The sequence below is a fragment of the Rhizobium sp. BK376 genome (assembly GCF_004341625.1).
Classification (GTDB): Bacteria; Pseudomonadota; Alphaproteobacteria; order Rhizobiales; family Rhizobiaceae; genus Rhizobium.
The window spans coordinates 131,406-158,079 of the sequence record NZ_SLZG01000001.1; the positions used below are offsets into that span (position 1 = coordinate 131,406).

Annotated in this window: 33 protein-coding genes and 2 pseudogenes; 13 read left to right on the forward strand and 22 right to left on the reverse strand. The window is 59.5% G+C overall.

The genetic code is table 11. The annotated features are described in order from the left end of the window. Positions 1 to 13: 13 nt before the first annotated feature. The 4 genes and pseudogenes from EV561_RS00645 to EV561_RS00660 all read left to right on the forward strand — a co-directional run. Positions 14 to 142, forward strand: a pseudogene (locus EV561_RS00645) (BA14K family protein); the annotation flags it as partial. A 157-nt stretch (positions 143 to 299) separates the two neighbouring features. After that, positions 300 to 1,811 carry an FAD-dependent oxidoreductase gene (locus tag EV561_RS00650; RefSeq protein ID WP_132516613.1) on the forward strand — a complete coding sequence of 504 codons (1,512 nt, stop codon included), beginning with the start codon at positions 300 to 302 and terminating at the stop codon, positions 1,809 to 1,811. A gap of 17 nt (positions 1,812 to 1,828) precedes the next feature. After that, a complete protein-coding gene (locus EV561_RS00655) occupies positions 1,829 to 2,461 on the forward strand; it encodes a TetR/AcrR family transcriptional regulator (protein WP_245512556.1) in 633 nt (210 codons plus the stop codon). A gap of 106 nt (positions 2,462 to 2,567) precedes the next feature. Continuing rightward, positions 2,568 to 4,010 (forward strand): CHAD domain-containing protein, encoded by a 1,443-nt coding sequence (locus EV561_RS00660; protein WP_132516617.1) that lies wholly within the window; start codon positions 2,568 to 2,570, stop codon positions 4,008 to 4,010. A gap of 12 nt (positions 4,011 to 4,022) precedes the next feature. Here the strand turns inward: EV561_RS00660 and EV561_RS00665 are convergent, their stop codons facing one another. Next, positions 4,023 to 5,000 (reverse strand): alpha/beta hydrolase, encoded by a 978-nt coding sequence (locus tag EV561_RS00665; protein ID WP_245512583.1) that lies wholly within the window; start codon positions 4,998 to 5,000, stop codon positions 4,023 to 4,025. A 533-nt stretch (positions 5,001 to 5,533) separates the two neighbouring features. On the opposite strand from EV561_RS00665, the pseudogene EV561_RS00670 reads away from it, so the two are divergent. Beyond that, positions 5,534 to 6,498 (forward strand): annotated as a pseudogene (locus EV561_RS00670) (DMT family transporter). Positions 6,499 to 6,527: 29 nt separating this feature from the next. Here the strand turns inward: EV561_RS00670 and EV561_RS37540 are convergent. Next, positions 6,528 to 6,734, reverse strand: a complete 207-nt coding sequence (locus tag EV561_RS37540) for a hypothetical protein (RefSeq protein WP_132516621.1) — start codon at positions 6,732 to 6,734, stop codon at positions 6,528 to 6,530. A 162-nt stretch (positions 6,735 to 6,896) separates the two neighbouring features. Between EV561_RS37540 and EV561_RS00680 the strand changes: the two genes are divergently transcribed. The 6 genes from EV561_RS00680 to EV561_RS00705 all read left to right on the forward strand — a co-directional run bounded on the left by EV561_RS00680 (position 6,897) and on the right by EV561_RS00705 (position 10,387). Further along, positions 6,897 to 7,904: a 2-dehydropantoate 2-reductase gene (locus EV561_RS00680; protein ID WP_132516623.1), complete on the forward strand. Its 1,008-nt coding sequence runs from the start codon at positions 6,897 to 6,899 to the stop codon at positions 7,902 to 7,904. A gap of 206 nt (positions 7,905 to 8,110) precedes the next feature. Continuing rightward, on the forward strand, positions 8,111 to 8,335 hold the full coding sequence (locus tag EV561_RS00685) for a hypothetical protein (RefSeq protein WP_132516625.1): 225 nt from the start codon (positions 8,111 to 8,113) through the stop codon (positions 8,333 to 8,335). A 10-nt stretch (positions 8,336 to 8,345) separates the two neighbouring features. Continuing rightward, complete coding sequence (gene dapA / locus EV561_RS00690) at positions 8,346 to 9,320, forward strand: 4-hydroxy-tetrahydrodipicolinate synthase (protein ID WP_245512557.1); 975 nt, start codon at positions 8,346 to 8,348, stop codon at positions 9,318 to 9,320. A 126-nt stretch (positions 9,321 to 9,446) separates the two neighbouring features. Further along, positions 9,447 to 9,641 (forward strand): hypothetical protein, encoded by a 195-nt coding sequence (locus EV561_RS00695; protein WP_132516627.1) that lies wholly within the window; start codon positions 9,447 to 9,449, stop codon positions 9,639 to 9,641. Positions 9,642 to 9,675: 34 nt separating this feature from the next. After that, positions 9,676 to 9,939, forward strand: coding sequence for a hypothetical protein (locus EV561_RS00700; RefSeq protein WP_132516629.1), 264 nt, complete (start codon positions 9,676 to 9,678; stop codon positions 9,937 to 9,939). Positions 9,940 to 10,054: 115 nt separating this feature from the next. Next, entirely contained in the window at positions 10,055 to 10,387 is a 333-nt protein-coding gene (locus tag EV561_RS00705; RefSeq protein WP_132516631.1) for a DUF1883 domain-containing protein, read from the forward strand. Between the two features lie 35 nt (positions 10,388 to 10,422). Here the strand turns inward: EV561_RS00705 and EV561_RS00710 are convergent, their stop codons facing one another. Both EV561_RS00710 and EV561_RS00715 read right to left on the reverse strand, forming a co-directional pair. Next, the gene (locus EV561_RS00710; protein ID WP_132516633.1) at positions 10,423 to 11,739 is read right to left on the reverse strand and encodes a replication-associated recombination protein A; all 1,317 of its coding nucleotides are present in this window, start codon (positions 11,737 to 11,739) and stop codon (positions 10,423 to 10,425) included. Beyond that, on the reverse strand, positions 11,736 to 13,136 hold the full coding sequence (locus EV561_RS00715) for a DegQ family serine endoprotease (protein WP_132516635.1): 1,401 nt from the start codon (positions 13,134 to 13,136) through the stop codon (positions 11,736 to 11,738). Before EV561_RS00715 ends, EV561_RS00710 begins: the two co-directional genes overlap by 4 nt. A 319-nt stretch (positions 13,137 to 13,455) precedes the next feature. Here EV561_RS00715 and EV561_RS00720 point away from each other — a divergent pair, with 319 nt between their 5' ends. Both EV561_RS00720 and EV561_RS00725 read left to right on the forward strand, forming a co-directional pair. Then, positions 13,456 to 13,797, forward strand: a complete 342-nt coding sequence (locus EV561_RS00720) for a lysozyme inhibitor LprI family protein (RefSeq protein WP_132518016.1) — start codon at positions 13,456 to 13,458, stop codon at positions 13,795 to 13,797. Positions 13,798 to 13,881: 84 nt separating this feature from the next. Beyond that, positions 13,882 to 14,430, forward strand: coding sequence for a GNAT family N-acetyltransferase (locus tag EV561_RS00725; protein WP_132516637.1), 549 nt, complete (start codon positions 13,882 to 13,884; stop codon positions 14,428 to 14,430). A gap of 142 nt (positions 14,431 to 14,572) precedes the next feature. Here EV561_RS00725 and ilvD read toward each other — a convergent pair whose 3' ends face one another. The 18 genes from ilvD to rplN all read right to left on the reverse strand — a co-directional run bounded on the left by ilvD (position 14,573) and on the right by rplN (position 26,514). Continuing rightward, on the reverse strand, positions 14,573 to 16,408 hold the full coding sequence (gene ilvD / locus EV561_RS00730; protein ID WP_132516639.1) for a dihydroxy-acid dehydratase: 1,836 nt from the start codon (positions 16,406 to 16,408) through the stop codon (positions 14,573 to 14,575). 191 nt (positions 16,409 to 16,599) lie between these two features. Continuing rightward, positions 16,600 to 17,001, reverse strand: a complete 402-nt coding sequence (locus EV561_RS00735) for a DUF2809 domain-containing protein (RefSeq protein WP_245512558.1) — start codon at positions 16,999 to 17,001, stop codon at positions 16,600 to 16,602. 158 nt (positions 17,002 to 17,159) lie between these two features. Continuing rightward, complete coding sequence (rplQ, locus tag EV561_RS00740) at positions 17,160 to 17,582, reverse strand: 50S ribosomal protein L17 (RefSeq protein ID WP_132516643.1); 423 nt, start codon at positions 17,580 to 17,582, stop codon at positions 17,160 to 17,162. A gap of 121 nt (positions 17,583 to 17,703) precedes the next feature. Continuing rightward, entirely contained in the window at positions 17,704 to 18,714 is a 1,011-nt protein-coding gene (locus EV561_RS00745; RefSeq protein WP_132516645.1) for a DNA-directed RNA polymerase subunit alpha, read from the reverse strand. 104 nt (positions 18,715 to 18,818) lie between these two features. Continuing rightward, entirely contained in the window at positions 18,819 to 19,208 is a 390-nt protein-coding gene (rpsK, locus tag EV561_RS00750) for a 30S ribosomal protein S11 (protein WP_003547577.1), read from the reverse strand. A gap of 132 nt (positions 19,209 to 19,340) precedes the next feature. Then, positions 19,341 to 19,709, reverse strand: a complete 369-nt coding sequence (gene rpsM / locus EV561_RS00755; RefSeq protein WP_011424992.1) for a 30S ribosomal protein S13 — start codon at positions 19,707 to 19,709, stop codon at positions 19,341 to 19,343. A gap of 223 nt (positions 19,710 to 19,932) precedes the next feature. After that, complete coding sequence (locus EV561_RS00760; RefSeq protein ID WP_132516647.1) at positions 19,933 to 20,583, reverse strand: adenylate kinase; 651 nt, start codon at positions 20,581 to 20,583, stop codon at positions 19,933 to 19,935. Then, entirely contained in the window at positions 20,580 to 21,920 is a 1,341-nt protein-coding gene (gene secY / locus EV561_RS00765; RefSeq protein ID WP_132516649.1) for a preprotein translocase subunit SecY, read from the reverse strand. The genes EV561_RS00760 and secY overlap by 4 nt, the downstream gene beginning before the upstream one ends. Before the next feature lie 224 nt (positions 21,921 to 22,144). Next, positions 22,145 to 22,621: a 50S ribosomal protein L15 gene (gene rplO / locus EV561_RS00770; RefSeq protein WP_132516651.1), complete on the reverse strand. Its 477-nt coding sequence runs from the start codon at positions 22,619 to 22,621 to the stop codon at positions 22,145 to 22,147. Between the two features lie 16 nt (positions 22,622 to 22,637). Continuing rightward, positions 22,638 to 22,847 (reverse strand): 50S ribosomal protein L30, encoded by a 210-nt coding sequence (rpmD, locus tag EV561_RS00775; protein WP_132516653.1) that lies wholly within the window; start codon positions 22,845 to 22,847, stop codon positions 22,638 to 22,640. Positions 22,848 to 22,862: 15 nt separating this feature from the next. After that, positions 22,863 to 23,432, reverse strand: a complete 570-nt coding sequence (rpsE, locus tag EV561_RS00780; RefSeq protein ID WP_092715848.1) for a 30S ribosomal protein S5 — start codon at positions 23,430 to 23,432, stop codon at positions 22,863 to 22,865. A 141-nt stretch (positions 23,433 to 23,573) separates the two neighbouring features. Next, positions 23,574 to 23,936, reverse strand: a complete 363-nt coding sequence (gene rplR / locus EV561_RS00785; RefSeq protein WP_132516655.1) for a 50S ribosomal protein L18 — start codon at positions 23,934 to 23,936, stop codon at positions 23,574 to 23,576. Between the two features lie 12 nt (positions 23,937 to 23,948). After that, complete coding sequence (gene rplF, locus EV561_RS00790) at positions 23,949 to 24,482, reverse strand: 50S ribosomal protein L6 (protein ID WP_132516657.1); 534 nt, start codon at positions 24,480 to 24,482, stop codon at positions 23,949 to 23,951. A gap of 42 nt (positions 24,483 to 24,524) precedes the next feature. Then, positions 24,525 to 24,923 carry a 30S ribosomal protein S8 gene (gene rpsH, locus EV561_RS00795; RefSeq protein ID WP_132516659.1) on the reverse strand — a complete coding sequence of 133 codons (399 nt, stop codon included), beginning with the start codon at positions 24,921 to 24,923 and terminating at the stop codon, positions 24,525 to 24,527. A gap of 12 nt (positions 24,924 to 24,935) precedes the next feature. Continuing rightward, positions 24,936 to 25,241, reverse strand: coding sequence for a 30S ribosomal protein S14 (gene rpsN, locus EV561_RS00800; protein WP_132516661.1), 306 nt, complete (start codon positions 25,239 to 25,241; stop codon positions 24,936 to 24,938). 32 nt (positions 25,242 to 25,273) lie between these two features. Then, positions 25,274 to 25,831 (reverse strand): 50S ribosomal protein L5, encoded by a 558-nt coding sequence (gene rplE, locus EV561_RS00805; RefSeq protein WP_007787736.1) that lies wholly within the window; start codon positions 25,829 to 25,831, stop codon positions 25,274 to 25,276. Next, a complete protein-coding gene (rplX, locus tag EV561_RS00810) occupies positions 25,831 to 26,133 on the reverse strand; it encodes a 50S ribosomal protein L24 (protein ID WP_132516663.1) in 303 nt (100 codons plus the stop codon). Before rplX ends, rplE begins: the two co-directional genes overlap by 1 nt. Before the next feature lie 12 nt (positions 26,134 to 26,145). Then, positions 26,146 to 26,514: a 50S ribosomal protein L14 gene (gene rplN, locus EV561_RS00815; RefSeq protein WP_018900268.1), complete on the reverse strand. Its 369-nt coding sequence runs from the start codon at positions 26,512 to 26,514 to the stop codon at positions 26,146 to 26,148. Between the last annotated feature and the right edge of the window lie 160 nt (positions 26,515 to 26,674).

Sequence of the window (26,674 nt, forward strand, 5' to 3'; positions counted from 1 at the left end):
CCGTGGACCTGATCGCAAGGGATACTATCACGGTTATCAGGGCTATAGGGACCATCGGCCCGGCTATCGCCGTGGCCACGATGGTCTCTGGTACCCGGCAGCAGCATTCGCTCTCGGCGCAATCATTGGCGGCGCTTTGGCCAACTGATCATTCAAGCCGCCGCCGGTCTCCGGCGGCGGTTTTGCTTTAGGCGATCTCTTCATCACCCGCCGGCGTCCTGTTCAGCTCCTTTCTCTCGATCGATGCGGAACTAAATGACCCCAAAGTCATTTATGGCTTTGCAGCGGGAGGATTTGCCGTGGAAGACGTTCTGGTGGTGGGCGCGGGGCCAACAGGTCTGGTATTGGCGCTATGGCTGGCCCAGCAAGGCATAAAGGTTCGTATCATCGACAAGAGTGTCGGCCCTGGAGAGACTTCACGGGCAATGGCTGTTCAGGCACGCACTTTGGAGCTGTATCGGCAACTCGACATTGCGGAGACAGTTGTCGCGGCGGGGTATCGCAATCCCAGCGTCAATCTCTGGGTCCATGGCAAGCGCAAGGCACAGGTCACGTTGGCTGATGCCGGAAAAGACCTCACGCCCTATCCCTTCGTATTGATCTTCCCGCAGGACCAGCACGAGCGTCTGCTGATCGAGCGGCTTGAGGCCATGGGTGTCCATGTCCAGCGACAGACAGAGTTGCTCGACTTCGAAGATATGGGCGACCACGTCAAAGCACGGCTGCAGGCCGGCGGAGGCGAGCAGATCTGCGAGGCGCGTTACATTGCCGGCTGCGACGGCGCTCACTCGACGGTGCGCCACGAGATCGGCGCGGATTTCGAGGGAGGGACTTACAGACAGACCTTCTATGTTGCCGATGTGGAAGCACGCGGCATGAATCCTCCCAACCAGATACATGCCAGTTTCGAAGGCACCGATTTTGTCGCTCTTTTCGGCTACGGCCATGATGACATGTATCGCCTGATCGGCACCATCGACGAAAGCCGGATGGATGGCGACGCCCTCACTTTTGACGATGTCGGCCATCTGGCGGTCGACGCCCTTGGCGTGCGGATCGACAAGGTGAACTGGTTTTCGACCTACCGCGTCCATCACCGCGTCACCGATCGGTTCAGGCATGAACGCGCTTTCCTGGTCGGGGATGCGGCCCATGTGCATAGCCCGGCCGGTGGCCAGGGCATGAATACCGGCATCGGCGATGCAATCAATCTGGCCTGGAAGCTGGCGACAGTGGTCAAGGGCAAGGCACCGGACAGCCTGCTCGATACCTATCAAGGAGAGCGCATGGCATTTGCTCACAGGCTCGTGGACACGACCGACCGCGTGTTCAGTTTCGTCGCGGCAGAAGGGAGTTTCGCCAATTTCGTGCGCCTGAGGATTGCGCCGCTCTTTATCGGCGTTGCGACCAGTTTCTCGGATGTGCGGGAATATATGTTCCGGCTGATCTCCCAAACGATGCTGAACTATCACGGTAGTCCCTTAAGCGTAGGATTTGCCCACAAGGTTCTGGGCGGCGATCGCCTGCCATGGGTGCGTCTGGCCAACGCGGACAATTATGCGCCCCTCGCTGCCATTACCTGGCAGGTCCATGTCTATGGGACGGCAAAGTCCGATCTGGAAAGCTGGTGCAACCAGCAGGGCATTCCGCTGCATGTCTTCGAATGGCGGCCGGAGCATGAGAAAGCCGGGCTGGCGCGGGATGCCGCTTATCTGCTGCGGCCTGATACCTATGTCGCTGTCGCCGATCCGCAGGCGTCGGCCGAAACGCTTGCGCATTACGCAAAAGCGCACGGCTTCACTCTCGGATGAAGCACAGGTCGCGGGAATTGTCTGAGATCCAACCAAAGTGGAACCGCCGCAAGGAAGCGCGGCCGGCCGAGATCATCGAGGCGGCGATGGACGTGTTCGTCGAAAAGGGCTTCGCGGCCGCCAGGCTTGATGATGTCGCCAAGCGGGCGGGCATCGTCAAAGGCACGCTCTATCGCTACTTCGACACGAAGGAAGACGTGTTCCGCGCCGTCGCCCGGCATGCCATCGCCACCAATCTGGACGCGATCGGGCAGGCGGCGAGTGCATTCGGAGGCTCGCTCGCCGAACTCGTGCCTGCGCTGCTGATCCGGATGGCCGATCACTTGAGCGACAGCCGCGTGCCCGCCATTGTCCGAATGGTGGTTGCCGATAGCCGGACATTTCCCGACCTCGCCCGTATCTGGCACGACGAAGTCGTTACAAAGGTGCTGGCGTTCCTGACCGGCCTTATTGCCCAGGCACAGGCCCGCAACGAGGTTCGGCCGGGCGATCCGAAACTCTATGCGTTTTCGATCATCGGCCCGATGGTCACTGCGCTGCTGTTTCATGAGGTATTCGGAGAATTCAGCGCCTCTCCGCCGAAGCTGAGCGATCTGGCTGCCCAGCATGCACAGGCGGTACTTCGGGGTATGCTTGTCACACCTCTGTAGGGGACGCCCTCCTCCTGAACTATCCTAAGTATTATCGACGCGTAGGGATGCCGCGCTATCTCCAGCATTCAATCCTTGTCCCTGTCCAGAAACCGGGAGATCGTCCTTGCCATCCGAAATCGAACTGAAACTCGAGCTTTCCCTGGAAGCCGTGAAACAGCTTCTCAGTTCCGATATTCTGGGCGAGCCGAATAGCGTTCTGATGCAGACTTCGACCTATTTCGACACCGCGGACCGGACACTGTTCGAACACGGCTTTACGTTGCGTATTCGCCGCACCGGCGAGGCGCGAATGCAGACAGTCAAGGCGACAGGGGAAAGCGCCTCGCTGTTTGCGCGATCGGAATGGGAGACGCCGGTCCAGGAAGATACGCCTGTTCTCGACCACACCAGTCCTCTTCAAAGCGAATTCGGCACCGATCTCGAGGTCGCGCCTCTCTTTGTCGTCGAGATCGCGCGTCGGGTCTGGAATATCGATGAATCCGGCTCGACAATCGAGGTGGCGCTCGACCAGGGCAAGGTCGTCTCCGGCGAGCGTGCGACCTCCATTTGCGAAGCCGAGATCGAGCTGAAGGATGGCGACCGGGATAGCCTCTTCATCTTCGCGCGAAAACTGGAGGCAGTTGCGCCGTTCCGCTTCGGCGCCCGCTCAAAGGCTGAGCGTGGTTTCTCGCTCATCGAAGCGCAACAGAACGCATACAAGGCCGAGCCTCTGCATCTCGACCGCAACATGCGCACGATCTCCGCTTTCCAGACGATCGTCGCCTCCTGCTTCCGGCACTTCCGCCTGAATGAAGATATCCTTCTGCTGCGGAGAAACGCGGAAGCGCTGCATCAGGCCCGCGTCGCCATCCGACGCCTTCGGTCGGCATTCTCGCTGTTCAAACCGCTGCTGCGAGGCAACGAGCCGCAGCGGCTCAAGGATGAATTCCGCTGGCTCGCAGGCGTCCTCGGGGAAGCCCGAAATCTGGATGTCCTGATGACAAAGGCGACGGATCGCGATTTGCGGGCCAAGCTGAAGGATGCACGCGAGGCCGTCTATGACGATGCCGTCATGGCGCTGGGATCATCGAGAGCCAGGGCGTTGATGCTGGATTTCAACGAATGGCTTGAGTGCGGCGACTATCATGCACGCGTCGTGCCCGGAAATGCACCTGCCCACGACTTCGCCGCCAAGGCGCTCGGCAAGATGCGCAGGAAGCTGAAGAAGCATGGCCGAGACCTTGCCGAAGTCGATGACGAAGAACGTCACCAGGCCCGCAAGGATGCGAAGAAACTCAGATATGCCGCCGAGTTCTTCGGATCGCTGTTCGACAACAAGCGCGGCGTCCGTCGGCACAAGCGGTTCATCGCATCCATGGAAGAACTGCAGGATCATCTCGGCGACCTGAACGATCTGGCGACCGGTCCGAGGGTGCTTAGTCAGCACGGCCTCTCCAATCACCCTGCCCGCGACACCGTCATATCGCGTGCCAACAAGGGAGCGCTGATCGACAAGGCGCAGGCGTCGCTGGACGACGTGTTGGATGCCAAGCGGTTCTGGCGGTAAGCGCCTCAGCCCTCACTCCTGCGGCTGATCGGCAAAATGCTTCATCGCAAACTCGGCGATCCTCTGGTTCGAGCGGCGGGCGTCGTCGAGCCAGAAGGGGAAGAGCTGCCATTGATGGATCATGCCGGGCCAGACCTCCGAGGTGACATCGACACCGGCTTCGCGTGCCTTGGCGGCGAAGCGAAGCGTATCATCGAGAAGCGTCTCTCGCGAGCCGACCTGAAGCAGCAGCGGCGGGAAGCCTTTGAGATCGGCATAGAGCGGCGAAGCATCGGGATCGGTCGGCGACATCTTTCCGAGATAGGCCTTGCGGACTGCCTCCAACTGCGGCTTGCCGACCACCGGATCGCTGTTGGCATTCTCCTTCATCGAGTTTCCGGTTTCCGCGAGGTCCGTCAGGGGGCTCATCGCGACCACACCGGCCGGCAAAGGGCGCATGGCCCGCATCTGCCGCAGAGTAGCCTCCAGGGCGATATTTCCCCCGGCAGCGTCGCCGACGATTACGATATTCTCGCTGCGATATCCCGATTGCAGCAGCCATCGAAAAACCGTCAGCGCGTCATCGATCTGCGTCGGATAGACGTAATCAGGCATCAGCCGGTAATCGATGAGAAACACATCGGCCGAGGCTGCCTTGGCGAGCGAGCCGGCGATTGCCCGATGCGTCTCGGGCGATCCGCTGTAGAAGCCGCCGCCGTGAATATAGAGGATAGCCCTAGTGCCGATGGGATAATGAAGGCGAGCGGGCCATAACATCTCCCCCTCCACGCCATCTGCATCGATATGCCTGATTTGGACGCGGCTAGGTTCCGGGGCAGCATCCATCAGCTTGCGGAAGGCGGTACGGCGCTCCGTCAGGCTATGAGCTCCGTCGAAATGCTGATGGAAGAGCCCAACCAGCTTCTCCACCTGTTCCTTGGATTTCGGCGTCTGCTGTGCGTCCTCCGCGGTCGCCGATGACATCGCCAGAACGACATACAGCGCCGAGATGACGCTCGCTCCAACCAGTGATCGCGCCGCGGCGCGTAAGAAACTTGCCGATTTCAACTGTCTCATCCACCTATCCCGCGATGACGTAACAGGCGTCATCGGATGTCCCCGTTGCTCATGCGAACATAGCCGAGATCTCGCGAAATCGTGAGCGGATTTGCGCTGGATCGGCGGTGGAATTATCTCTCATGCGTTTGAAACGCCGATGACCTCCTCCATATAGCCGGATGGGCTGGAGAAGGAGCTGCGAATGAAGTTCTTTACCTATACGCTCTCGACAATCGCACTATCGCTGCTGATGGCGGTGCTCGCCAATCCCGAAGCCGCCATGGCATGCAGCAAGATCATCGGCACGAGCTGACGATGCAAAAACAGCCTGCCGCATCCGGCAGGGTGCGGCAGATGCCTCATGTCCAAGTCCATCGGACGCTTTGCTCCGCCCCTGCTACAATGCATGGCAGCTATACCGAATAAGGCCTGCTGCTCGCAGGTGAAGTCCGTACAAAAGACGGACCATTTCCAGATTCGGTAATATGATCGCCACCCAGTCACACATCCGTGGCGTCCTGCTCGCGTTCCTGGCCTATGCGGTCTACGCCTTCAGCGATGCTTCCGTCAAAATTCTCCACGGTGCAGTTCCCGCCTATCAGGCCGCCTTCATCGGCGCGGTCCTAGGCATCGTTGCCCTGCCTTTCATCAAGGGCCGCGGCGACCGCTGGAGCGACATGGTGGCGACCTCGAACCGTTGGCTGTGGCTGTTGCGCTTCGTCTGTGCGGCCATCGGCTCCATCGCCTCGATCATAGCTTTCACCAAGCTTCCGATGGCGGAAGCCTTCTCCTGCTTTTCCTGCTGCCCTGCTTCGTCACCATTCTGTCGGTGATCTTCCTCAAGGAAGACGTGCGCTGGCAGCGCTGGGCTGCCGTCATCATCGGCTTTCTCGGCGTGCTTGTGGTGCTGCGGCCCGGTTTTCGCGAGCTTTCGATCGGACATCTGGCTGCGGCAACCGGCGGCCTGGTCGCGGCAATCTCCATCGTTGCGGTGCGTGCGCTTGGTCCCGCCGAGAAGCTGTTGTCGCTCTACGGCTCGGCACTCCTCGGTATCCTTTTCATATCGGGCGTGCTGATGGTCTCCGATCTGACGGTTCCGACCGCGCAAGAATGGCTGTTTCTGGCCGGGTATGGCCTCTTCGGTGCGCTTGGAAACGTCTTTGCGATGACTTCCGCGCGAATGGCGCCGGCCAGTCTGGTCGCGCCGCCGCAATATAGCCAGATGATCTGGGCGATAGGCTTTGGCTATTTCATTTTCAACGATAGTGTCGATATGCCGATGGCTTTCGGCATAGCATTGATCATCTGCTCCGGACTGCTGACGCTTGTCCGGGAGCGCAAGCGCGGCACTCCGCTTCCGACGCCTGTACTCTCCACCGACAGCCAGGCTGCCCTTGCGACTACCAAGGCGGCGACATCCGGGAATGAGACCGAAGCCGCCTCGACGTAAGTTGCGACCTCACCTAGGCGCATGGCTCCTTACTGGGGACCACCTGGCTTTATCGTGGTCGTGGCGGAAACAGGGTCACTTGCCGGAAATGTATCTTCCAAGCCTCTGTCGAGTTGCTTGTCAGGGCTTGCCTTGTCCTTCTGCAGCGATTGAACGGCAGGAGAAGGCGCTTCCCTCTTTGATGGGATTGGGCCCTTGGCCAACCGCTCCTGCCGTTCCTTTTCGATATTCTGCATTTCGATATCCTCCGAGATCTACGCGACCTCAACACCGTGGCAGCCGGGTTTGTTCCACCCGACAAAACCGGACGGGCTTGCCTAAAATCCTCCCTAAAATTGCTCGTTGCTCCGTCCATATGTGCTACGTGTTATCTCGATAACCAGGATGGAGACCGACGTATGGCGACGTTGAAAAACATATGCATCTTCGGCGCGGGCGCACTTGGCGGCGCGGTCGCGGGAAAGATCGCGACAGCCCTCAAGAATGAGGCGACCGTCTCCGTCGTAGCGCGCGGCGCGCATCTCGCCGGCATCCGCAAGAATGGTCTGCGCGTGTGGGAAGCCGGGGCGGATGAGCCGCTTGTCACGCATCCGGCAGCGACAGATGATGCTTCGCAACTGCCGAAGCAGGACCTCGTCATCACCGGCCTCAAGGGGCATCAGCTGGGCGGCGCAGCAGCTGATATCGCAAAGCTGATGCACGACGGCACCCGCGTCGTGATGATCCTGAACGGCATTCCCTGGTGGTATTTCCATCGGGATCGCGACAGCCGCTTTGCCGAAAGGCAGATCGAAGAACTCGACCCGAACGGCGACCTCTGGCGCCTGATCGGGCCGGAGCGCGTGATCGGTTGCGTCGCCTATCAAGGTGCCGAGGTGGTCAATCCGGGCGAAATCAGGCTCTCCAACAAGGGCCGCTTCCTGCTCGGCGAACCCTCGGGCGAAGCGACCGCGGATCTCCAGGCGATTTCCTCGCTTTTGACGAATGCGGGGCTTACCGTCACCACATCGCCGCGGATTCGCGACGATATCTGGAGCAAGCTGATGGGCAATGCGGCCTTCAACCCGATCAGCGCGCTCACCAGAGCGCTGATGACCGACATCATGGCCGACCCTGCCCTCTCCGAGACGGTCGCCAAAGTGATGAACGAGGTCAAGTCCGTCGGCGAAGCGCTTGGCGCCCGCTTCAGCGTCTCCATCGAAAGCCGGCTGGAGCAGTCGCGTCATGTCGGTGCTGTGCGCACGTCGATGCTCCAGGATCTCTTGGGCGGCAAGGCTCTGGAAATCACGCCGCTGGTCGGGATGGTCGTGTCGCTGGGCAAGCTTTCGGATGTCCCCACCCCGACCTCGGAAACAATCCTCGCCCTGGTGAGCCAGCTAGATCGGGAGAACCTGAAGGCCGGCTGAGCCTTGATGGCGTGACCGAATGTCGGCCGGAGGAAATGTAACCTCCGGCACTTCAAGCCCTTTTGGCGCGGAGCCAACAGGGCAGCGCTTCCGTAGAAGCGGAGTGAAGTGCCTTTATATTTTTCCTATTTCTTCGCCTTTTCTCACGAATGGATTTCCTATGCGGCGCGGCGTTAACGTGATGGTGGAACGCAAAGGTGAATGCCATGCTCGACTCTCTTTCCCCCGATATGCCTGAAACGATCCGCTATCTCGCCAAGGATCACACCCAAGATCACCGCCTCTCAGGATCCTCTTCCGCCTCGCCCTCCACGCACGGGCGGCGACGCCGAAACCGCCAGATGCGCGAGAAGCGCACGGCCTACATCATGATGGGTTTCGGCCTGCTGCTCGGCGCACTCGAGCTCTACATCGTGCTTTCCTATTTCTGAGCATCGACAGATGAGAACAGTCTATATGGAAACAAACAGGCCGCCGCCGCGCATCAGCGGGGCGATCACGGCGCTCGTCACCCCCTTCGAGAACGGCGCGCTGGATCGCGTCAGTCTGATGGCGCTGGTCGAATGGCAAATCCGAAGCGGCGTCGATGGGCTGGTTGCTTGCGGCCTGACCGGCGAAGGGCCGGTCCTGACAGAGGCGGAACGCGCCGAGATCATTGGAACCTGCGTTGAAATCGCCGAGGGCAAGGTCCCTGTAATCGCCGCAACGGGCACGAATGATACCGCGACGACCATCGAGGAGACGCGGCACGCAAAGGCGCTTGGCGCCACGGCTGCCCTAGTCACCCTGCCCTACTATTCCAAGCCAGGACAGAAGGGTGTCATCCATCATTTCGAAACGCTTTCGGCCGCCGTCGATATCCCGATCATCGTTCACAATCTGCCGTCTCATACGGCGATCGACCTTGCCCCGGCGACCGTTGCCCAGTTGGGCGCGATAACCGGAATTATCGGGATCGCCGATGGGACAGGCAATATCGAAAGAGTCACCGATTGGCGACGTCTATTGCCGTCGGGGTCGGCCCTGTTCTCAACACATGACGCGACCTCTTTGGGCTTCACCCTCGCCGGTGGGCAAGGCGTCATATCGTCAGCCTCCAATGTCGCCCCGCGATTGGTAGCGGCCATGCAGCATGCCGCTGGTGCAGGGAATCTTCCCGCAGCATCGGTCCTGCTGGACCGGCTGCATCCGCTCTTCCGCGCTCTGAGCCGCGAAAGCGAGCCGGCGACGATCAAACATGCGCTGGCAGTCCTTGAAAAAGCGAAGGCCGAGGTTCGTCTGCCGCTGGTTTGCGTGGAGAGCGATACGGCGGGCGTCATCAGCGATGCTCTGGAGACGCTCCAGGCAGGCTGCAAGGCTTCCTGTGACCTGAACGCCATGCCCCGGCATGTTGTCGGACATTACCTATCGCTATGAGATTTTTATATTTTTCGGAATCTCCTCAAATGGAAATCCTATCCCTCCATCAATAGATTCATCAGCGTGGCACCCATACCGATCTAATTGGCAGGGTGCCGGCGACATCAAGAAAGGATTTATGTGATGTCACGCTATGCAGATCATGCCGGCCCGGTGGACCCGCTCCAACGCCGGCGGGCGGTTGCAAAGGCTCACGCCACGCACACCGCTTCTCCTCATTCCTGGCAGTCCGGCATGATTGCCATCGCCCCTCGTCTGGCGCTGGTCTTTCTCGTCGCAAGCGCCATCCAGATGCTGATGCACTGGTCCGGCCGCTGATCGTACGCAAGGTATAACGAGGACTTTGACGCAAATGGCAAATGCACAATTGATGCCCCGCAGCTCGGCAAGCAAGCTCGCTGCCACCCAGCCACGCTTCACGATCGGTCGGGACCGCCGCGGAACCTGGATAGTCCAAGACAGGCAGGGCCTGGTCGGCGGCCTGTTCGCCAACGAAGCAGCAGCGCTGCATTTCGCAGTCGAGGAAAGCAATTACAATCCGGCCGACATATGCCGCGCACCTGATGGCTCGGTGCTCGACTTCGGCGGTAATATTACACTCGTCAACCTGCACTGAAATGTGACACCGGAGCGCCCTTACTGGGCGCTCTTCTCGTATATAGCTGAACGCTTCTTTAACCGGGCAATTGCTAAGCTCCTGATGCCGCGTGACACCAGATTCCGAAAGAGCAATGCCAAATCCAGCCTTCCGCTATACTCACTATGACCTCAAGGAACAGCGCGCCGGCGTGATGATCGAAATCACGCTATCGGCAGTCGCCAATGTGCGGCTCATGAACGCCCAGAACTTCCAGCGTTTCACAGAAACGCTGAATCACAAATTCCTTGGCGGCGTTGCCAAGAAATCTCCCATCCGCCTGACGATCCCGGAAGCCGGTCGCTGGCATCTCATCGTCGACATGGAAGGCCACAATGGCCTGGCGGAATCCAGCGTGAAGATGATCGACCAGGCATCCGCTCCGCGCATTCAAAGGGCGCCGGAACCAAACACCGCCAGCCAATGACACCTATTGCCGGGGACACCTGGCGGGCGGCGGTCCTATCGTCCGCCGCGCTCCTTGCGCAGCTTGGCCCACCATTCCAGCCTCTTTCTGATATCGCGTTCGAAGCCGCGCTCCGGCGGATCGTAGAAGGTCTGGCGGCCCATTTTCTCCGGGAAGTAATCCTGTCCTGAAAATGCATCCGGTTCGTCGTGGTCGTAGCGATACCCATCGCCGTAGCCCTCACCCTTCATCAGTTTGGTCGGGGCATTCAGGATATGCTTCGGCGGCAGCAATGAACCATGTTGCTTGGCTGCAGCGGTTGCAGCCTTGAAGGCAGTATAGACGGCGTTGGATTTCGGCGCGGTCGCGAGATAGACGCAGGCCTGCGCCAGCGCCAATTCACCTTCCGGTGACCCGAGATAATCATAGGCGTCCTTGGCTGCATTGCAGATCACAAGCGCCTGCGGATCGGCAAGGCCGATATCCTCGACCGCCATCCGCACCAGGCGTCGGCCGAGATAGAGTGGATCCTCGCCGGCATCGAACATGCGCGCCAGGTAGTAAAGCGCCGCATCCGGATCCGAGCCGCGGACGGACTTATGCAAGGCCGAAATCAGATTGTAATGGCCATCCTGCGCCTTGTCATAGACCGGCGCCCGGCGCTGGACGATGCGGACAAGCGCGTCTGGATCGAAGCTCTCGTCCTTGCGCGCCGCGCGCCAGACTTCCTCGGCCAGCGTCAGTACGGCGCGGCCATCGCCATCAGCCATGCGGATCAGGCTGGCGCGGGCGTCGGTCGTCAACGGCAGAGGTTTGTGCTCTATGGCTTCCGCACGGACGAGGAGTTCTTCGAGACTTTCTTCGTCATGCGACCTGAAAGTCAGTACGCGTGCGCGGGACAAAAGAGCGGCGTTGAGCTCGAAGGACGGGTTCTCCGTCGTAGCGCCGACCAGGATCACCGTACCGTCTTCCATGACCGGTAGGAAACTGTCCTGCTGGGCGCGGTTGAAGCGATGAATCTCGTCGACGAAAAGCAATGTCTGGCGACCGTCCATGCGGCGCAGGCGGGCCCCTTCGAAGACCTTCTTCAGGTCCGCAACGCCGGAGAAGATCGCCGAGATCTGCTCGAATGCCAATCCCGCCTCGCCCGAGAGCAAGCGCGCCACAGTCGTCTTGCCGGTGCCGGGCGGTCCCCAGAAGATCATCGAACCGAGCGAGCCGCTCTCGATCATGCGGCGGAGAACACCGTCATCACCGGTCAGATGTGGCTGACCGGTGACATCGCCTAGGGTTTGCGGCCGCAGGCGATCGGCGAGAGGCCGCCTGTTGGCGACCTCTTCCGGAACCCGCGGTGCAAATAGATCATCGCTCATCGAAAGAACTGCCTGATCCGCTGGCCATCCCGCTCGATCTCCACACGCCAGATGCCCGGATCTTCTTTGGCGGCGGCTTCAAGGTTCTGAGTCGAGGTGATCGCCGTGCCATTGACGGAAACGATAATATCCTTTGGCGCGAAGCCCAATCGCTCGGCTGCAGAATCGCTCTTCAGACTTTCGACAACGACGCCTGTCGTATCGGTCGGAAGGTGCATTTCGTCGGCGACGCGTGGGGAAAGGTTGGCGACCGTCGCGCCGGCAAAGGGATTATGGCCGTCGATAAGCCGTTCATCCCGCGGCCGCGTCTCCGGCGCACCCGCCAACGTCAGCGAGTCCTGATGCTCTTTGCCGTTGTCGAGAACGGTCAGGGAGACGCTGGCGCCAAGCCCTGCGGTGGTCAGGCGGTAGCCGAGCGCATCGGGATGCTCAACCGGGATGCCGTTCAATGCCGTGACCACCTCGCCGGGCTTCAGGCCGGCCTTGGCGGCAGGTCCACCCTCAACGACCTTCGTGACCAGGGCGCCACGCACCTTGTCAAGCCCCAGGGCTTCGGCGACCTCTGACGTGACAGGTTCGAAGGAGGCGCCGATATAGGGGCGCTCGAATGTCTTGTCGCCGCGATCAGCCGCGGCCAGGAAGACTTTCACGAGATTGGCCGGCGTGGCAAAGCCAATGCCGTTGGAGCCGCCGCTCTGGGAGAAGATCGCAGTGTTCAGGCCGACAAGCTCACCCTTCATGTCGATCAGCGCGCCACCGGAATTGCCGGGATTGATTGCTGCATCGGTCTGGATGAAGAAGCCGACCGAATTCTTCACCTGATTGCGGGCGAGCGCCGAGACGATACCGCTCGTCACGGTCTGGCCGACGCCAAAGGGATTGCCGATGGCAAGCACGAGATCGCCGACTTCGAGCGCATCCGAATTGCCGATCGGCAGGGTCGGAAAGGTTTCTTTCGTCTGCAGCTTCAGAACGGCAAGATCGACATTCTCGTCACGCAACACGACCTTGCAGGGGAATTCACGGCCGTCCGAAAGCGCAATCTTGATGTCGTCTGCGCCATCGACGACGTGGTTGTTGGTAATGACGGTGCCGTTGGCCTCGACGATAACGCCTGATCCGAGCGAGGATTGCTTTTCGGTGCGGTTCGGCATCTGCTGGCCGAAGAACTGCTGGAAGAAGGGATCGCCGGCAAAGGGCGACTGGCTGCGTACGGTTTTCTCGGCATAGACGTTCACGACGGCGGCCGCCGTCTGCTTCACCAGCGGCGCAAAGGAAAGCTGCATTTCCATCTGGCTCTGCGGCACTGCCTTTGCCGTCTGCGCCTCGGCAACGACGGGAAAAGCGGCAATGAGAGCGATCATCGGAACGGCGGCATGTTTCAGCAAACGCTGCATAGAGAAACCCTTTTAAAATGCTCTTGAAACCAAGGTTGTAGCGCTAGACGCTAGAAAGAAAAGGGGGCGGAACCAAGGAAGATCAAGAGGCCGTTACTCCGCTGCCTTACCCTTTAAATGAACAAAACTGCGTGATCGTACATTTAGGTTCACGGGGCTTTTCCAGGAAGGCTTCGGAAGGATTTGAGCGCCGGCAAACCGGGACTTCACCACTCGGTGATATAGTCCTTGCCGGCAGAATTGCGTTGAAGATGAGGGGAATGAACGCATGACTTTATTCAATAGACGCATCGGTTTTACCCATGGTGGTTTCCTGACCATGGTGGCGGTCTCTGTCATGGCAGGGAGTTCACTGCTATCCCTTCCCCATCAGGCTCATGCAGCCAGTTTCGACTGCGACGCAAAGGTGCTTCAACCAGACGAAAAAGTGATCTGCGACAACAGGGCGCTGAACGATGCCGATGTGAAAATGGCCACGACCTTCGACCTGCTCTCCGGCCTGCTGGCGATGGGCTCGCGTGGGACGCTGCAGGATGAGCAGACAGCCTGGCTGAAGAAACGGCAGGCTTGTGCTGCGGATGCGGCTTGCATCAAGACGGCCTATGAAGAGCGGCTGAAGCAGTTCGACGAGACGTATAAGAAGATCAACCGGCAGCTGTAAGGTGGCTTTCTGCAATCTGGATGTTAAGTTGCAATTGAGTAATGCGTTGATCGATACCCAAGCACTTTTCATCGAGATTTTCCAATGAGCGAACCCTATCGCCTCCCTGACGAATTTGAGACGAAACGCTATCTCGTCCGGCGTATTCGCCCTTCCGACGCCGATGCAATCTTTGCCGGTTGGTCTTCCGATCCGGAGGTCACGAAATATCTGATCTGGCCTCCGCATACGGACATCTCCCAGACACGCGACTTTGCCGAACGAGGTGATCGCGATTGGCGGGACGGCGTCAGCTTTCCGGCGGTCATCAGCCCTCTCGACGCCCCACAGATGCTGATCGGCATGGTGCATCCCCGCCCGCTTGCAAGGAGAGTTTCGTATGGTTGGCTCATTCGAAGGGACCATTGGGGACAAGGTGTCGCCAGTGAGGTCGTCGCCTACACGGTAGATCATGCGCTGTCGCATCCCGCGATCTTTCGCGCCGAGGCAACATGCGATGTCGACAATATAGCCTCTGCACGAGTCATGGAAAAAGCAGGCATGGTGCGGGAGGGATTGCTGCGGCGCCACGGCCTGCATCCCAATGTTTCAGACGAGCCTCGGGACAGCTTTCTCTATGCCAAAGTGCGTTGAAGGCGCTGCAAGATCCTGCAACTGAGGTTTCCCACAGGAGATCAGGCGGGACACCCCTCCATCATCATCCGTTAAAAAGAAATGGCGCCCAACTAGATCGGACGCCATCTCAAAACCTCAAGCCGTTTGAAGCGCTTTCCGCTTATTCGGGCAGGATACGCACCGCGCCGCGGTCGGCGCTCGTTGCGAAGGCCGCGTAGGCCTTCAGTGCCGTCGTCACGTTGCGCTTGCGCTTCTCGGCCGGCTGCCAGCCCTTGCCGTCCTGCTCGGCGCGGCGCGCTGCCAACTCTGCATCGCTGACGCGCAGGCTGATCGTGCGGTTCGGGATGTCGATGTCGATCATGTCGCCTTCGCGCACGAGGCCGATCGTGCCGCCGTTAGCCGCTTCCGGCGAGACGTGGCCGATGGAAAGGCCGGAAGTGCCGCCGGAGAAGCGGCCGTCGGTGACCAGCGCGCAGGCCTTGCCGAGACCCTTCGACTTCAGATAGCTCGTCGGATAGAGCATTTCCTGCATGCCGGGGCCGCCCTTCGGGCCTTCATAGCGGATGACGACGACATCGCCGGCCTTGATCTCGTTCGCAAGGATCGCCTTCACAGACGCATCCTGGCTTTCGAAGACGCGGGCCGGGCCTGAGAACTTCAGGATCGATTCATCGACGCCTGCTGTCTTCACGATGCAGCCGTCGAGCGCCAGATTGCCCTTGAGGACAGCAAGACCGCCATCCTTGGAGAATGGGTGCTCGACGGAGCGAATGACGCCGTGTTCGCGGTCCATGTCCAGCTCGTCCCAGCGCGCTTCCTGGCTGAAGGCGACCTGGGTCGGGACGCCGCCAGGTGCTGCGCGGAAGAAATTGCGGACGGTGTCGCTGTTGGTGCGGGTGATATCCCAGCGGTCGATGGCATCGCCCAGCGTTTCGGCGTGAACGGTCGGGCAATCGCGATTGATCAGGCCACCCTTTTCCAGCTCGCCGAGGATCGACATGATACCGCCGGCGCGGTGGACGTCTTCCATGTGAACATCGCTCTTGGCGGGCGCCACCTTCGACAAGCAGGGAACGCGACGCGACAGAGCGTCGATGTCAGCCATGGTGAAATCGATCTCGCCTTCGTGTGCTGCTGCCAGAATATGCAGCACCGTATTCGTCGATCCGCCCATGGCGATATCGAGCGACATGGCATTCTCGAAGGCCTTCTTGGATGCGACCTTGCGCGGCAGAACCGTTTCGTCTTCCTGCTCGTAGTAACGGCGAGCAATATCGACGATCAGATGGCCGGCCTCGACGAAGAGGCGCTTGCGGTCGGCATGCGTCGCCAGCGTCGAGCCGTTGCCGGGCAGCGACAGGCCGAGCGCTTCCGTCAGGCAGTTCATCGAATTGGCCGTGAACATGCCAGAGCAAGAACCGCAGGTCGGACAGGCCGAGCGTTCGATGACCTTGACGTCCTCATCGCTGATCTTGTCGTCGGCCGCGGCGACCATCGCGTCGACCAGATCGAGCGCGTGCGTCTTGCCATGCAGGACGACCTTGCCGGCTTCCATCGGGCCGCCGGAAACGAAGACCGTCGGAATATTGAGGCGCAGGGACGCCATCAGCATGCCGGGCGTAATCTTGTCGCAATTCGAGATGCAGACCATGGCGTCGGCGCAATGCGCGTTGACCATGTATTCGACGCTGTCGGCGATCAGTTCGCGCGAGGGCAGCGAATAGAGCATGCCGTCATGGCCCATCGCGATGCCGTCGTCGACAGCGATCGTGTTGAACTCCTTGGCAACACCGCCGGCGGCCTCGATCTCGCGGGCAACGAGCTGGCCAAGATCCTTGAGGTGGACGTGACCGGGCACGAACTGGGTGAACGAGTTCACCACGGCAATGATCGGCTTGCCGAAATCGCTGTCCTTCATGCCCGTCGCGCGCCAAAGTCCGCGCGCGCCTGCCATATTACGGCCGTGGGTCGTTGTTCTTGAACGATAAGCTGGCATGGTGTCTTCCTCGACGTCGCAAATTATCGGGCTAGGCCTGCGGCGAAACAACTTCGCCATTCCAACGGGCAAACCCCTGCTTTTTGGAATTGTCCTAAATCAATCGTACCGGACTGTCACTATCAGGTAGGCTGAATCTGGTACGGTGCAAGCGGCTGCGACTATAACACCGATTGGCACCCTTCAAGAAGCTAGTGAGATGCAGGAACCGAGGCATTCCTGTCCCTGGTGCCAAAAATCATGTCGAGCGCGAACGCGGTGGCAATGCCGACGATATAGGCCGCGATATTCCATAACGAGAATATTCGCCCCAAGAGCAGGGCGCCGGTTAGCGTCAGCCGGAATTCATCCAGCCAAGGGGTATGGAAGAGTCGGAGAAACTCCACGCCGACTGCCACGACAATTGCAACAGCCGCGATATGAACAGGCCGTCGGTCAGAGAACACCAGAGCTAGCAGCACATAGACCATCGCCGCCCACAGCGCAGATCCACCGTATTTCACCACCACGAACGGCAGGTGCAAGGAATAGCCAAAGATTCTAAGCGAAAGGCCGCAGGCGATCACTGCGACGAGGGCAAGGCCGAGTGCCATAGGCCTCTTCATGTGTCGCATTTCGCTCCCCTCCCTCCTCATCCGATTGGCATCGTGACATCGACGCGACATCGCTATTCGATAACGTCCAACCGGCATAGCAAAAAGGCCGGACGATCGCTCGTCCGGCCTTTTCAATAATTTCGCTTCAGCGCTGATTAAGCTGCTGCGGCTTCTTCTTCAGCAGCAACGCGAGCCTTGTCGGCTGCGCCCTTGGCGTCGGTGTCGCGGTCAACGAATTCGACGACGGCGAGAGCGGCGTTGTCGCCCTGGCGGAAGCCGGCCTTCATGATGCGCAGGTAGCCGCCGTTGCGGGTGGCGTAGCGGGTAGCGATCGCGTCGAACAGCTTGGTGACGACAGCAACGTCACGGATCTGCGAGATCGCCTGACGGCGAGCGTGCAGGTCGCCGCGCTTGCCGAGCGTTACCAACTTCTCGACGATCGGACGGATTTCCTTTGCCTTCGGCAGGGTCGTCACGATCTGCTCATGCGTGATGAGCGAAGCCGCCATGTTGGCGAACATCGCCTTGCGGTGGCTTGCAGTTCTATTCAGCTTGCGGCCGGCTTTACCGTGGCGCATGGCTATTCTCCTTTAATGCAGTGCCCCTGATCTACCGGGCCTGCCGTTTCCTGGCACATGCAGGCGACTTGCCTGCTGTTTGACTGGGAAAGGCAGCCGAAGAGCCTGCCTTTTTTGTTTGTTAGTACTGGTCTTCGTAACGCTTGGCGAGATCTTCGATGTTCTCGGGCGGCCATGCCGGCACTTCCATGCCGAGGTGCAGGCCCATGGAAGCGAGAACTTCCTTGATTTCGTTCAGCGACTTGCGACCAAAGTTCGGGGTGCGGAGCATTTCTGCTTCGGTCTTCTGAATGAGGTCGCCGATGTAGACGATGTTGTCGTTCTTCAGGCAGTTTGCCGAGCGAACAGACAGTTCCAGTTCGTCCACTTTCTTGAGGAGCGCCGGGTTGAAGGCAAGTTCGGTGACTGCCTCTTCCTCGGTTTCCTTCTGCGGCTCGTCGAAGTTGACGAACACGCCAAGCTGATCCTGGAGGATGCGAGCCGCGAAAGCGACTGCGTCTTCACCGGAGATCGAGCCATCGGTTTCGATGGTCATGTTCAGCTTGTCGTAGTCGAGAACCTGTCCTTCGCGGGTGTTTTCCACCTTGTAGGACACCTTCTTGACCGGCGAATACAGGCTGTCGACCGGGATAAGACCGATCGGAGCGTCTTCCGCACGATTGCGCTCGGCCGGAACATAGCCCTTGCCGTTGTTGACGGTGAATTCCATACGGATTTCGGCGCCCTCGTCGAGCGTGCAAATGACATGCTCGGGGTTGAGGATTTCGATATCGCCGACCGTCTGAATATCGCCAGCCGTGACAACGCCCGGGCCCTGCTTACGCACGACCATGCGCTTTGCGTCGTCGCCATCCATCTTGATGGCGATTTCCTTGATGTTGAGCACGATGTCGGTCACGTCCTCGCGAACGCCCGGAATCGAGGAGAACTCATGCAGCACGCCGTCGATCTGCACAGCCGTCACGGCTGCGCCGCGCAGCGACGACAAGAGAACGCGGCGAAGCGCGTTGCCGAGCGTCAGGCCGAAGCCACGCTCCAGCGGTTCAGCAACGAGGGTAACCTTCGTGCGGCCGCTCGACGTGAAGTCGACCTTGTTCGGCTTGATCAGTTCCTGCCAGTTTTTCTGGATCATGTTCTTGCCTTCCGTTCGTTGCCACCATCCAATCGTGGCAACCGAGCTAGAGAAGGCACCGTGAAAACCCAAAGGCTTTCGACGATGCCGTTAATTGGCGATGATCAGACGCGGCGCTTCTTGCGCGGGCGGCAACCGTTGTGCGGGATCGGGGTCACGTCGCGGATGGACGTGATCATGAAACCGGCAGCCTGGAGCGCGCGCAGAGCGGATTCACGACCCGAACCCGGACCGCAAACTTCGACTTCCAGCGACTTCATGCCATGTTCCTGGGCCTTCTTGGCGCAATCCTCAGCGGCGATCTGCGCAGCAAACGGCGTGGACTTGCGCGAGCCCTTGAAGCCCTTGGCACCAGCGGACGACCAGGCGATAGCATTGCCCTGGGCGTCGGTGATGGTGATCATCGTGTTGTTGAAGGTCGAGTTGACGTGAGCGACACCCGACGAGATATTCTTACGTTCGCGACGACGAACGCGTACGGCTTCCTTGGCCATGGTATTCCTTTCTTGGATCTCTGCACCGCCGTAATGCCAGCGGCTCCACCGGAACGGCGCCCTTGCGACGCTACTCCAAACTCAAAAGAGGCCGGTGGAACCACCAGCCTCCCTCACCCGGTTTCCCGGAGATTACTTCTTCTTGCCTGCGATAGCCTTTGCCGGGCCCTTACGGGTACGAGCATTGGTATGCGTGCGCTGGCCGCGAACCGGCAGGCCGCGGCGATGACGCAAGCCACGGTAGCAGCCGAGGTCCATCAGGCGCTTGATGTTCATCGCGGTTTCGCGACGAAGATCACCTTCGACCTGATAATCACGGTCGATGGTTTCGCGGATCTGCAGAACTTCAGCGTCGGTCAGCTGATGAACGCGACGCTCAGCCGGAATGCCGACCTTTTCGACGATTTCCTGTGCAAACTTAGGTCCGATCCCGTGAATGTAGGTCAGCGCAATAACAACGCGCTTTGCCGTCGGGATGTTGACGCCAGCGATACGTGCCACGTCTATTCTCCTTGCGTTCCAGTTGCCATCCGGCAAGTGGGCTTCGTTATGCGGCCACTAGAACCGCCCGTTCAAATTTAGGTCCGTACATGTCAATACGACCGAACCCGGAATTCCCTTGGGAAATCCGCGCCGATCGCATCGGAATGTCGCGAGTTGGCGCGGTGTTTAGCGGAATCGGTGCAAAAAAGCAACCGGCCCCGCCAAGTTTATTTTCAAAGCCTTAAAGCTTCGAAAGAATAGCATCGATCTCGGCGGTGACGTGATCGATGTCGGCCATGCCGTCGACCACTTTCAGCTTACCCTTTGCGTGGTAGTAGCCGATCAGTGGCGAGGTTTCCCTGTAGTAGGCCGCCAGGCGGGTCACCACAGTCTCGCGGTTATCATCTGGACGACGCTTGAAGTGAGTCGAACCGCAACGATCGCAGACGCCTTCCACATGCGGCTTCACATTAGTGTCGTGATAGCCAGCGCCGCAATTGGCGCAGGTGTACCGGCCGGAAACGCGATCCGCGAGGATCTTGTCGTCGACTTCGATCTCGATGACGGCTGAAAGCTCTATGCCCTTCGCCTTCAGCATCACCTCGGTCGCATCGGCCTGAACCAGCGTGCGCGGGTAGCCGTCGAGAATGAAGCCATTGGCACAATCCGGCGCGTCGAGACGCTCGGATACGATCGCATTGACAATCTCATCGGAAACAAGGTTGCCGGCGTCCATGACGGCCTTGGCGCGCTTGCCCACTTCGGTACCGGCAGCAACTGCAGCTCGCAGCATATCGCCTGTGGAGAGCTGCGGAATTCCGTGCTTTTCCACGATACGCTGGGCCTGGGTCCCCTTACCTGCTCCCGGCGGCCCCAAAAGTATTAATCTCATCGCCCCCTCTTACCTCCCCGCAACTTCGATTTCTTGATCAGGCCTTCGTACTGCTGTGCGATCAGGTGCCCCTGAATCTGCGCCACCGTATCCAGCGTTACGCTAACCACGATCAAAAGCGAAGTACCGCCAAGGGACAGCGGGATGCCCGTTTGCGACACCAGGATTTCCGGCAGAATGCAAACGATGACGAGATAGATCGCTCCGATGACCGTGATTCGGGTCAGCACGTAGTCGATATATTCCGCGGTGCGTTCGCCCGGACGAATGCCAGGAATGAAGCCGCCATGCTTCTTCAGATTGTCTGCGGTGTCCTTCGGATTGAAGACGATAGCCGTGTAGAAGAAAGCGAAGAACGCGATCATGGCGGCGTAGAGGACCATGTAGAGCGGCTGGCCATGGCCAAGCGCTGCAACGATCGAGGTGACCCAGGACGGCAGACCGGTCGTGTTGGCAAAGCCAGCTACGGTCGCCGGCAGAAGCAGCAGCGATGATGCGAAGATGGCCGGGATAACGCCCGAGGTGTTCAGCTTCAGCGGCAGATGCGAGGTATCGCCCTGGAACATGCGGTTGCCGACCTGACGCTTCGGATACTGGATGAGCAGGCGACGCTGGGCGCGCTCAACAAAGACGATCAGTCCAATAACAAGGATGGCAACGACGAGCACGGTCAGGATAAGGCCGGTGGAAAGCGCGCCAGTACGGCCGAGTTCAAGAGTGCCGGCAAGTGCGGTCGGGAGACCGGCTGCAATACCTGCAAAAATGATCAGCGAGATGCCGTTGCCGATACCACGCGACGTGATCTGCTCGCCGAGCCACATCAGGAACATCGTGCCACCGAGCAGCGAAACGACCGTCGTCGCGATGAAGAAGATGCCGGGATTGACCACGAGCCCGTTGCCGCTCTCAAGCCCTATCGCAATGCCATAGGCCTGCAATGTGCCGAGCAACACGGTGCCGTAGCGGGTGTACTGGTTGATGATCTTGCGGCCTTGTTCGCCTTCCTTCTTCAGGTTCTCGAGCGCCGGCACGACTGACGTCATGAGCTGCACGATGATCGAAGCGGAAATATACGGCATGATGCCGAGGGCAAAGATCGCCATGCGCTGGACGGCGCCGCCCGAAAACATGTTGAAAAGGCCGAGAATGCCGCCGGCCTGGCCCTGGAAGGCCTGAGCATAGGCTGCAGGATTAAGGCCTGGAAGCGGAATATGCGTTCCCAAGCGGTAGACCAGCAAGGCGCCCAGCGTGAACCACAGGCGTTTCTTCAAATCCTCTGCCTTGGCAAAGGTTGAAAAATTGAGATTGGATGCCAATTGTTCCGCTGCAGATGCCATGCATATCTCCGCACTACCAATTCCGGCTAAATCGGCCGGGTCCGGAATCAGTATGTAAATTGTTCAAAAGCCGGGTTTTGGACAGATCGCGGTGCAATCTTATGCCTCACCCTCGGTTCCCGTAATCATCCGAATTGACGCAGGTACGACTATTCGGATTCGTGAGGCTCACATATGGGAGCAAAATCGCCCGGTGTGAAGCACCCCGGGCGACATAAGCAAGATTATTCTGCAGCAGGAGCTGCAGCAAGAAGCTTGACGGAACCGCCAGCCTTCTCGATCTTTTCGACAGCCGGCTTGGAAGCGCCAGCGACTTCGAGGGTCAGCTTTGCCTTCAGCTCGCCGTCGGACAGAACGCGAACGCCGTCCTTGACGCGGCGGATAACGCCGGCAGCCTTCAGAGCAGCCGCATCAACGGTTGCCTTGGCATCGAGCTTGCCCGCGTCAACGGCGGCCTGGATGCGCTCCAGCGACACGACGACGTAGTCAGCAGCGAAGATGTTGTTGAAGCCGCGCTTCGGCAGGCGACGATAGATCGGCATCTGACCGCCTTCGAAGCCGTTGATGGCAACGCCGGAACGGGCCTTCTGACCCTTCACACCGCGGCCGGCGGTCTTGCCGGAGCCGGAGCCGATACCACGACCCAGACGCTTGCGGCTGTGGGTCGAGCCTTCGTTGTCCTTGATCTCATTCAATTTCATAGCGAATACCTCCGGCTTACTTCTCGTCGACGACGCGAACGAGATGCTGGACAGCACGGATCATGCCACGAACGGAAGGGGTATCTTCCAGCGTGCGGCGACGGTGCATCTTGTTGAGCCCGAGGCCGATCAGCGTCTGACGCTGTACGTTCGGACGGCGAATGGGGCTACCGATCTGCTCGACCGTAACGGTCTTGGCTTCGGTCTTGTTGGTCGTCTTGGCCATAGGTCAATACTCCCCTTATTCTTCCGAGGCGTTGCCGGAGGCGGCACGACGAGCCTGGAGCGTAGCATACTTGATGCCGCGCTGAGCTGCGATGTCCTTCGGGTGAACCTGGTGCTTCAGAGCGTCGAAGGTTGCGCGAACCATGTTGTAGGGGTTCGACGAACCGGTCGACTTGGCGACAACGTCATGAACGCCGAGCGTTTCGAAAACGGCGCGCATCGGACCGCCGGCGATGATACCGGTACCGACCTTGGCCGAGCGCAGCAGAACCTTGCCGGCGCCATGACGGCCATGGACGTCGTGATGCAGCGTACGGCCGTCACGCAGCGGTACGAAGATCAAGTCGCGCTTTGCGCTTTCGGTAGCCTTGCGGATAGCTTCCGGCACTTCGCGTGCCTTGCCATGACCGAAGCCAACGCGGCCCTTCTGGTCGCCGACGACGACGAGTGCTGCGAAGCCGAAACGACGGCCGCCCTTGACGACCTTGGCGACGCGATTGATTGCTACGAGCTTATCGACAAATTCGCTGTCGCGCTCTTCACGGCTCTGGCGGTCTTCCCGCGGAGCTCTCTTTTCCTGTGCCATTGTCCTTTTCCTTTTTCTTTTCCGGGTGCGAACGGCAAACAAATTTGGACCGCATCGACGCCGCTAGTGCCCGATGAGATCCGGTGATGGGCTCAAAGCCCGAAAACCGGCCGGGTATCGAAATACCCGGCCGGAAATCAATCAGAAGGTCAGGCCACCTTCACGAGCTGCATCGGCGAGAGCCTTGATGCGGCCGTGATAGATGAAGGCGCCGCGGTCGAATACGACGTCCGTAACGCCAGCCTTTGAGGCGCGCTCTGCAACGAGCTTGCCAACCGCAGCAGCGGCGGAGACGTCAGCACCGGTCTTCAGAGAACCGCGCAGATCCTTGTCGAGGGTGGAGGCAGACGCAAGGGTCTTGCCGGCCACATCGTCGATGACCTGGGCGTAGATGTTCTTCGACGAGCGATGAACCGACAGGCGCGGACGGCCATTGGCCACCGACTTGAGGTGACGACGCACGCGGTTGGCGCGCTTCGCAAGTGCTTCTTTCCTGCTAGCCATTTCGCGTGATCCTTACTTCTTCTTGCCTTCTTTGCGAACGATCCGCTCGCCGGCATACTTCACACCCTTGCCCTTGTAGGGCTCGGGGCCGCGATATTCGCGGATTTCAGCGGCAACCTGGCCAACCTGCTGCTTGTTGATGCCGGTGACGACGATTTCCGTCGGCTTCGGTACAGCAATGGTAATGCCAACTGGCGGCTCATAAACAACGTCGTGGCTGAAGCCGAGCGCCAGCTGCAGGTTCTTGCCCTGCATGGCAGCGCGGTAACCAACGCCGTTGATTTCGAGCTTCCGTTCGTAACCGTCCTTCACACCCTTCAGGATGTTCTCGACCATCGTGCGGGACATGCCCCACTTCGAACGAGCGTCCTTGGAGTTGTTGAGCGGCGTTACAACGATTGCGTTGTTTTCAAGCTTGAGGCCGATTTCGTCGTTAGCGACGAAAACGAGCTCGCCCTTCGGGCCCTTAGCGGTAACCTTCTGGCCATCGACCGTAGCCGTGATCCCAGCAGGTACCTGAACGGGCTTCTTACCGATACGAGACATTTTATTATCCTGTCTGTTCGCTATGGAGATCCCTGTCCGATCTTAGAAGACCGAGCAGAGAACCTCGCCACCAACGTTCTGTTCGCGAGCCTGGTGATCGGCCATCACGCCCTTCGGGGTCGAAAGGATGGTGATGCCGAGACCGTTCGCGACCTGCGGAATGGACTTGACCGAGACATAAACTCGGCGGCCCGGCTTGGACACACGGCCGATCTCACGGATCACCGATGCGCCTTCATAGTACTTGAGTTCGATGTTCAGCTCGGACTTGCCATTGCCGAAATCGACAAGCGAATAACCACGGATGTAGCCTTCAGCCTGCAGGACATCGAGAACTCGTGCACGGAGCTTGGACGCAGGCGTCGAAACCGACGACTTGCGGCGGGAAGCGCCGTTACGGATACGGGTGAGCATATCGCCCAACGGATCAGTCATTGTCATGTAACCGTCTCCTTACCAGCTCGACTTGACGATGCCCGGCACCTTGCCGAGATTGCCCAGTTCGCGCAGCGCGATACGCGACATGCGCAGCTTGCGGTAATAGGCGCGCGGACGACCGGAGACTTCGCAACGGTTGCGAATGCGGGTCTTGGATCCATCGCGCGGCAGCGATGCGAGCTTCAGGGTAGCCTTGAAGCGCTCTTCGATCGACAGCGACTGGTTCATGATGATCGCCTTCAGGGCAGCACGCTTGCCAGCCTGGTTTGCGACCGTATTACGGCGGCGCTTGTTCTTTTCAACTGCGCTTGTCTTCGCCATGTCAGGTTCCTTTTCTACGCTCGTCGTTACGGTTACTGACGGAACGGGAAGTTGAACTCTGTCAGCAGAGCCCGTGCTTCGTCGTCCTTCGTTGCCGTCGTGCAAACGATGATGTCCATGCCCCACATCTGATCAACCTTGTCGTAGTTGATTTCAGGGAACACAATGTGCTCCTTGATGCCCATGGCGAAGTTGCCACGGCCGTCAAAGCTCTTCGGGTTCAGGCCGCGGAAGTCGCGAACGCGCGGAAGCGCGATGTTGACCAGGCGATCCAGGAACTCGTACATGCGGGCGCCGCGCAGGGTGACCTTCGCGCCGATCGGCATCTGTTCGCGGACCTTGAAGCCAGCGATAGAGTTGCGTGCACGGGTGATTACCGGCTTCTGGCCAGCGATGGCGGCCAGGTCGGCGGCAGCAACAGTCGGCTTCTTCGAATCAGCCGTCGCTTCACCAACACCCATGTTGATAACGATCTTGTCGAGCTTCGGGATCATCATCTCGTTGGCGTAGGAGAACTTCTCCTGCATCGCCGCACGGATGCGCTCGACATATTCCTTCTTGAGCCGCGGCTCGTACTTTGCCTCAGCCATCAGATCACCTCACCGGAACGCTTGGCCACACGGACCTTCTTGCCGTCAACAACCTTGAAACCGACACGGGTCGGCTTGCCGTCCTTGTCGATGATCGAAACGTTGGACAGGTGAACCGAGGCTTCCTTGTTGATGATGCCGGCTTCCTGGGTCTGCGTCTGGCGCTGGTGGCGCTTGACGACGTTGATGCCGCGAACGACCGCACGGTCTTCCTTCGGCAGAACCTGGAGAACCTCGCCGGTACGGCCCTTGTCCTTGCCGGCAAGCATGACGACCTTGTCGCCCTTACGAATCTTCTGCATCTCTCTCGCTCCTTACAGTACTTCTGGAGCCAGCGAGATGATCTTCATGTGGTTCTTGGCGCGAAGTTCGCGCGGAACCGGTCCGAAGATACGGGTGCCGATCGGCTCTTTCTTGTTGTCGATGAGGACTGCAGCATTGGTGTCGAAGCGGATGATGCTGCCGTCAACGCGGCGGATTTCCTTGGCGGTGCGAACGACAACCGCCTTCATCACGTCACCCTTCTTCACGCGGCCGCGCGGGATCGCTTCCTTGATCGAAACGACGATAACGTCGCCGATCGAGGCATACTTGCGCTTCGAGCCGCCCAGCACCTTGATGCACATGACACGACGTGCGCCGGAATTATCCGCCACGTCGAGGTTTGTTTGCATCTGAATCATATCAGGTCGCCTTCTTGGTTTACCGGAATGGTTGGGCTGAAAGCCCCCTTCCCCGGCTTATGAAAATTGTCTGCCCACCGTGCCGCCCGAAGGCAGGTACAGATACGGCAATAGCTTGAATAGCGCGGGATCGATCGTGCCAGGGTGGTTTCCCAAACGG

Bases quoted from the DNA above. Each gene is read 5' to 3' on its own strand.
- rplQ (WP_132516643.1), bottom strand. From the start codon at position 17,582: ATGCGCCACGGTAAAGCCGGCCGCAAGCTGAATAGAACTGCAAGCCAC.
- EV561_RS00745 (WP_132516645.1), bottom strand. From the start codon at position 18,714: ATGATCCAGAAAAACTGGCAGGAACTGATCAAGCCGAACAAGGTCGAC.
- secY (WP_132516649.1), bottom strand. From the start codon at position 21,920: ATGGCATCTGCAGCGGAACAATTGGCATCCAATCTCAATTTTTCAACC.
- rplX (WP_132516663.1), bottom strand. From the start codon at position 26,133: ATGCAGAAGATTCGTAAGGGCGACAAGGTCGTCATGCTTGCCGGCAAG.
- rpsH (WP_132516659.1), bottom strand. From the start codon at position 24,923: ATGACAATGACTGATCCGTTGGGCGATATGCTCACCCGTATCCGTAAC.
- EV561_RS00760 (WP_132516647.1), bottom strand. From the start codon at position 20,583: ATGAGATTAATACTTTTGGGGCCGCCGGGAGCAGGTAAGGGGACCCAG.
- EV561_RS00725 (WP_132516637.1), top strand. From the start codon at position 13,882: ATGAGCGAACCCTATCGCCTCCCTGACGAATTTGAGACGAAACGCTAT.
- rplF (WP_132516657.1), bottom strand. From the start codon at position 24,482: ATGTCTCGTATCGGTAAGAAGCCCGTTCAGGTACCTGCTGGGATCACG.
- rplO (WP_132516651.1), bottom strand. From the start codon at position 22,621: ATGAAATTGAATGAGATCAAGGACAACGAAGGCTCGACCCACAGCCGC.
- EV561_RS00685 (WP_132516625.1), top strand. From the start codon at position 8,111: ATGCTCGACTCTCTTTCCCCCGATATGCCTGAAACGATCCGCTATCTC.
- EV561_RS00710 (WP_132516633.1), bottom strand. From the start codon at position 11,739: ATGAGCGATGATCTATTTGCACCGCGGGTTCCGGAAGAGGTCGCCAAC.
- EV561_RS00715 (WP_132516635.1), bottom strand. From the start codon at position 13,136: ATGCAGCGTTTGCTGAAACATGCCGCCGTTCCGATGATCGCTCTCATT.
- rpsK (WP_003547577.1), bottom strand. From the start codon at position 19,208: ATGGCCAAGGAAGCCGTACGCGTTCGTCGTCGCGAACGTAAGAATATC.
- EV561_RS00680 (WP_132516623.1), top strand. From the start codon at position 6,897: ATGGCGACGTTGAAAAACATATGCATCTTCGGCGCGGGCGCACTTGGC.
- EV561_RS00735 (WP_245512558.1), bottom strand. From the start codon at position 17,001: ATGGCACTCGGCCTTGCCCTCGTCGCAGTGATCGCCTGCGGCCTTTCG.
- EV561_RS00695 (WP_132516627.1), top strand. From the start codon at position 9,447: ATGTCACGCTATGCAGATCATGCCGGCCCGGTGGACCCGCTCCAACGC.
- EV561_RS00700 (WP_132516629.1), top strand. From the start codon at position 9,676: ATGGCAAATGCACAATTGATGCCCCGCAGCTCGGCAAGCAAGCTCGCT.
- ilvD (WP_132516639.1), bottom strand. From the start codon at position 16,408: ATGCCAGCTTATCGTTCAAGAACAACGACCCACGGCCGTAATATGGCA.
- rpmD (WP_132516653.1), bottom strand. From the start codon at position 22,847: ATGGCCAAGACGACCAACAAGACCGAAGCCAAGACCGTTACGGTCGAG.
- EV561_RS00705 (WP_132516631.1), top strand. From the start codon at position 10,055: ATGCCAAATCCAGCCTTCCGCTATACTCACTATGACCTCAAGGAACAG.
- EV561_RS00720 (WP_132518016.1), top strand. From the start codon at position 13,456: ATGGTGGCGGTCTCTGTCATGGCAGGGAGTTCACTGCTATCCCTTCCC.
- rplR (WP_132516655.1), bottom strand. From the start codon at position 23,936: ATGGCTAGCAGGAAAGAAGCACTTGCGAAGCGCGCCAACCGCGTGCGT.
- rpsE (WP_092715848.1), bottom strand. From the start codon at position 23,432: ATGGCACAGGAAAAGAGAGCTCCGCGGGAAGACCGCCAGAGCCGTGAA.
- rpsN (WP_132516661.1), bottom strand. From the start codon at position 25,241: ATGGCGAAGACAAGCGCAGTTGAAAAGAACAAGCGCCGCCGTAATACG.
- rplE (WP_007787736.1), bottom strand. From the start codon at position 25,831: ATGGCTGAGGCAAAGTACGAGCCGCGGCTCAAGAAGGAATATGTCGAG.
- EV561_RS37540 (WP_132516621.1), bottom strand. From the start codon at position 6,734: ATGCAGAATATCGAAAAGGAACGGCAGGAGCGGTTGGCCAAGGGCCCA.
- dapA (WP_245512557.1), top strand. From the start codon at position 8,346: ATGAGAACAGTCTATATGGAAACAAACAGGCCGCCGCCGCGCATCAGC.
- rplN (WP_018900268.1), bottom strand. From the start codon at position 26,514: ATGATTCAGATGCAAACAAACCTCGACGTGGCGGATAATTCCGGCGCA.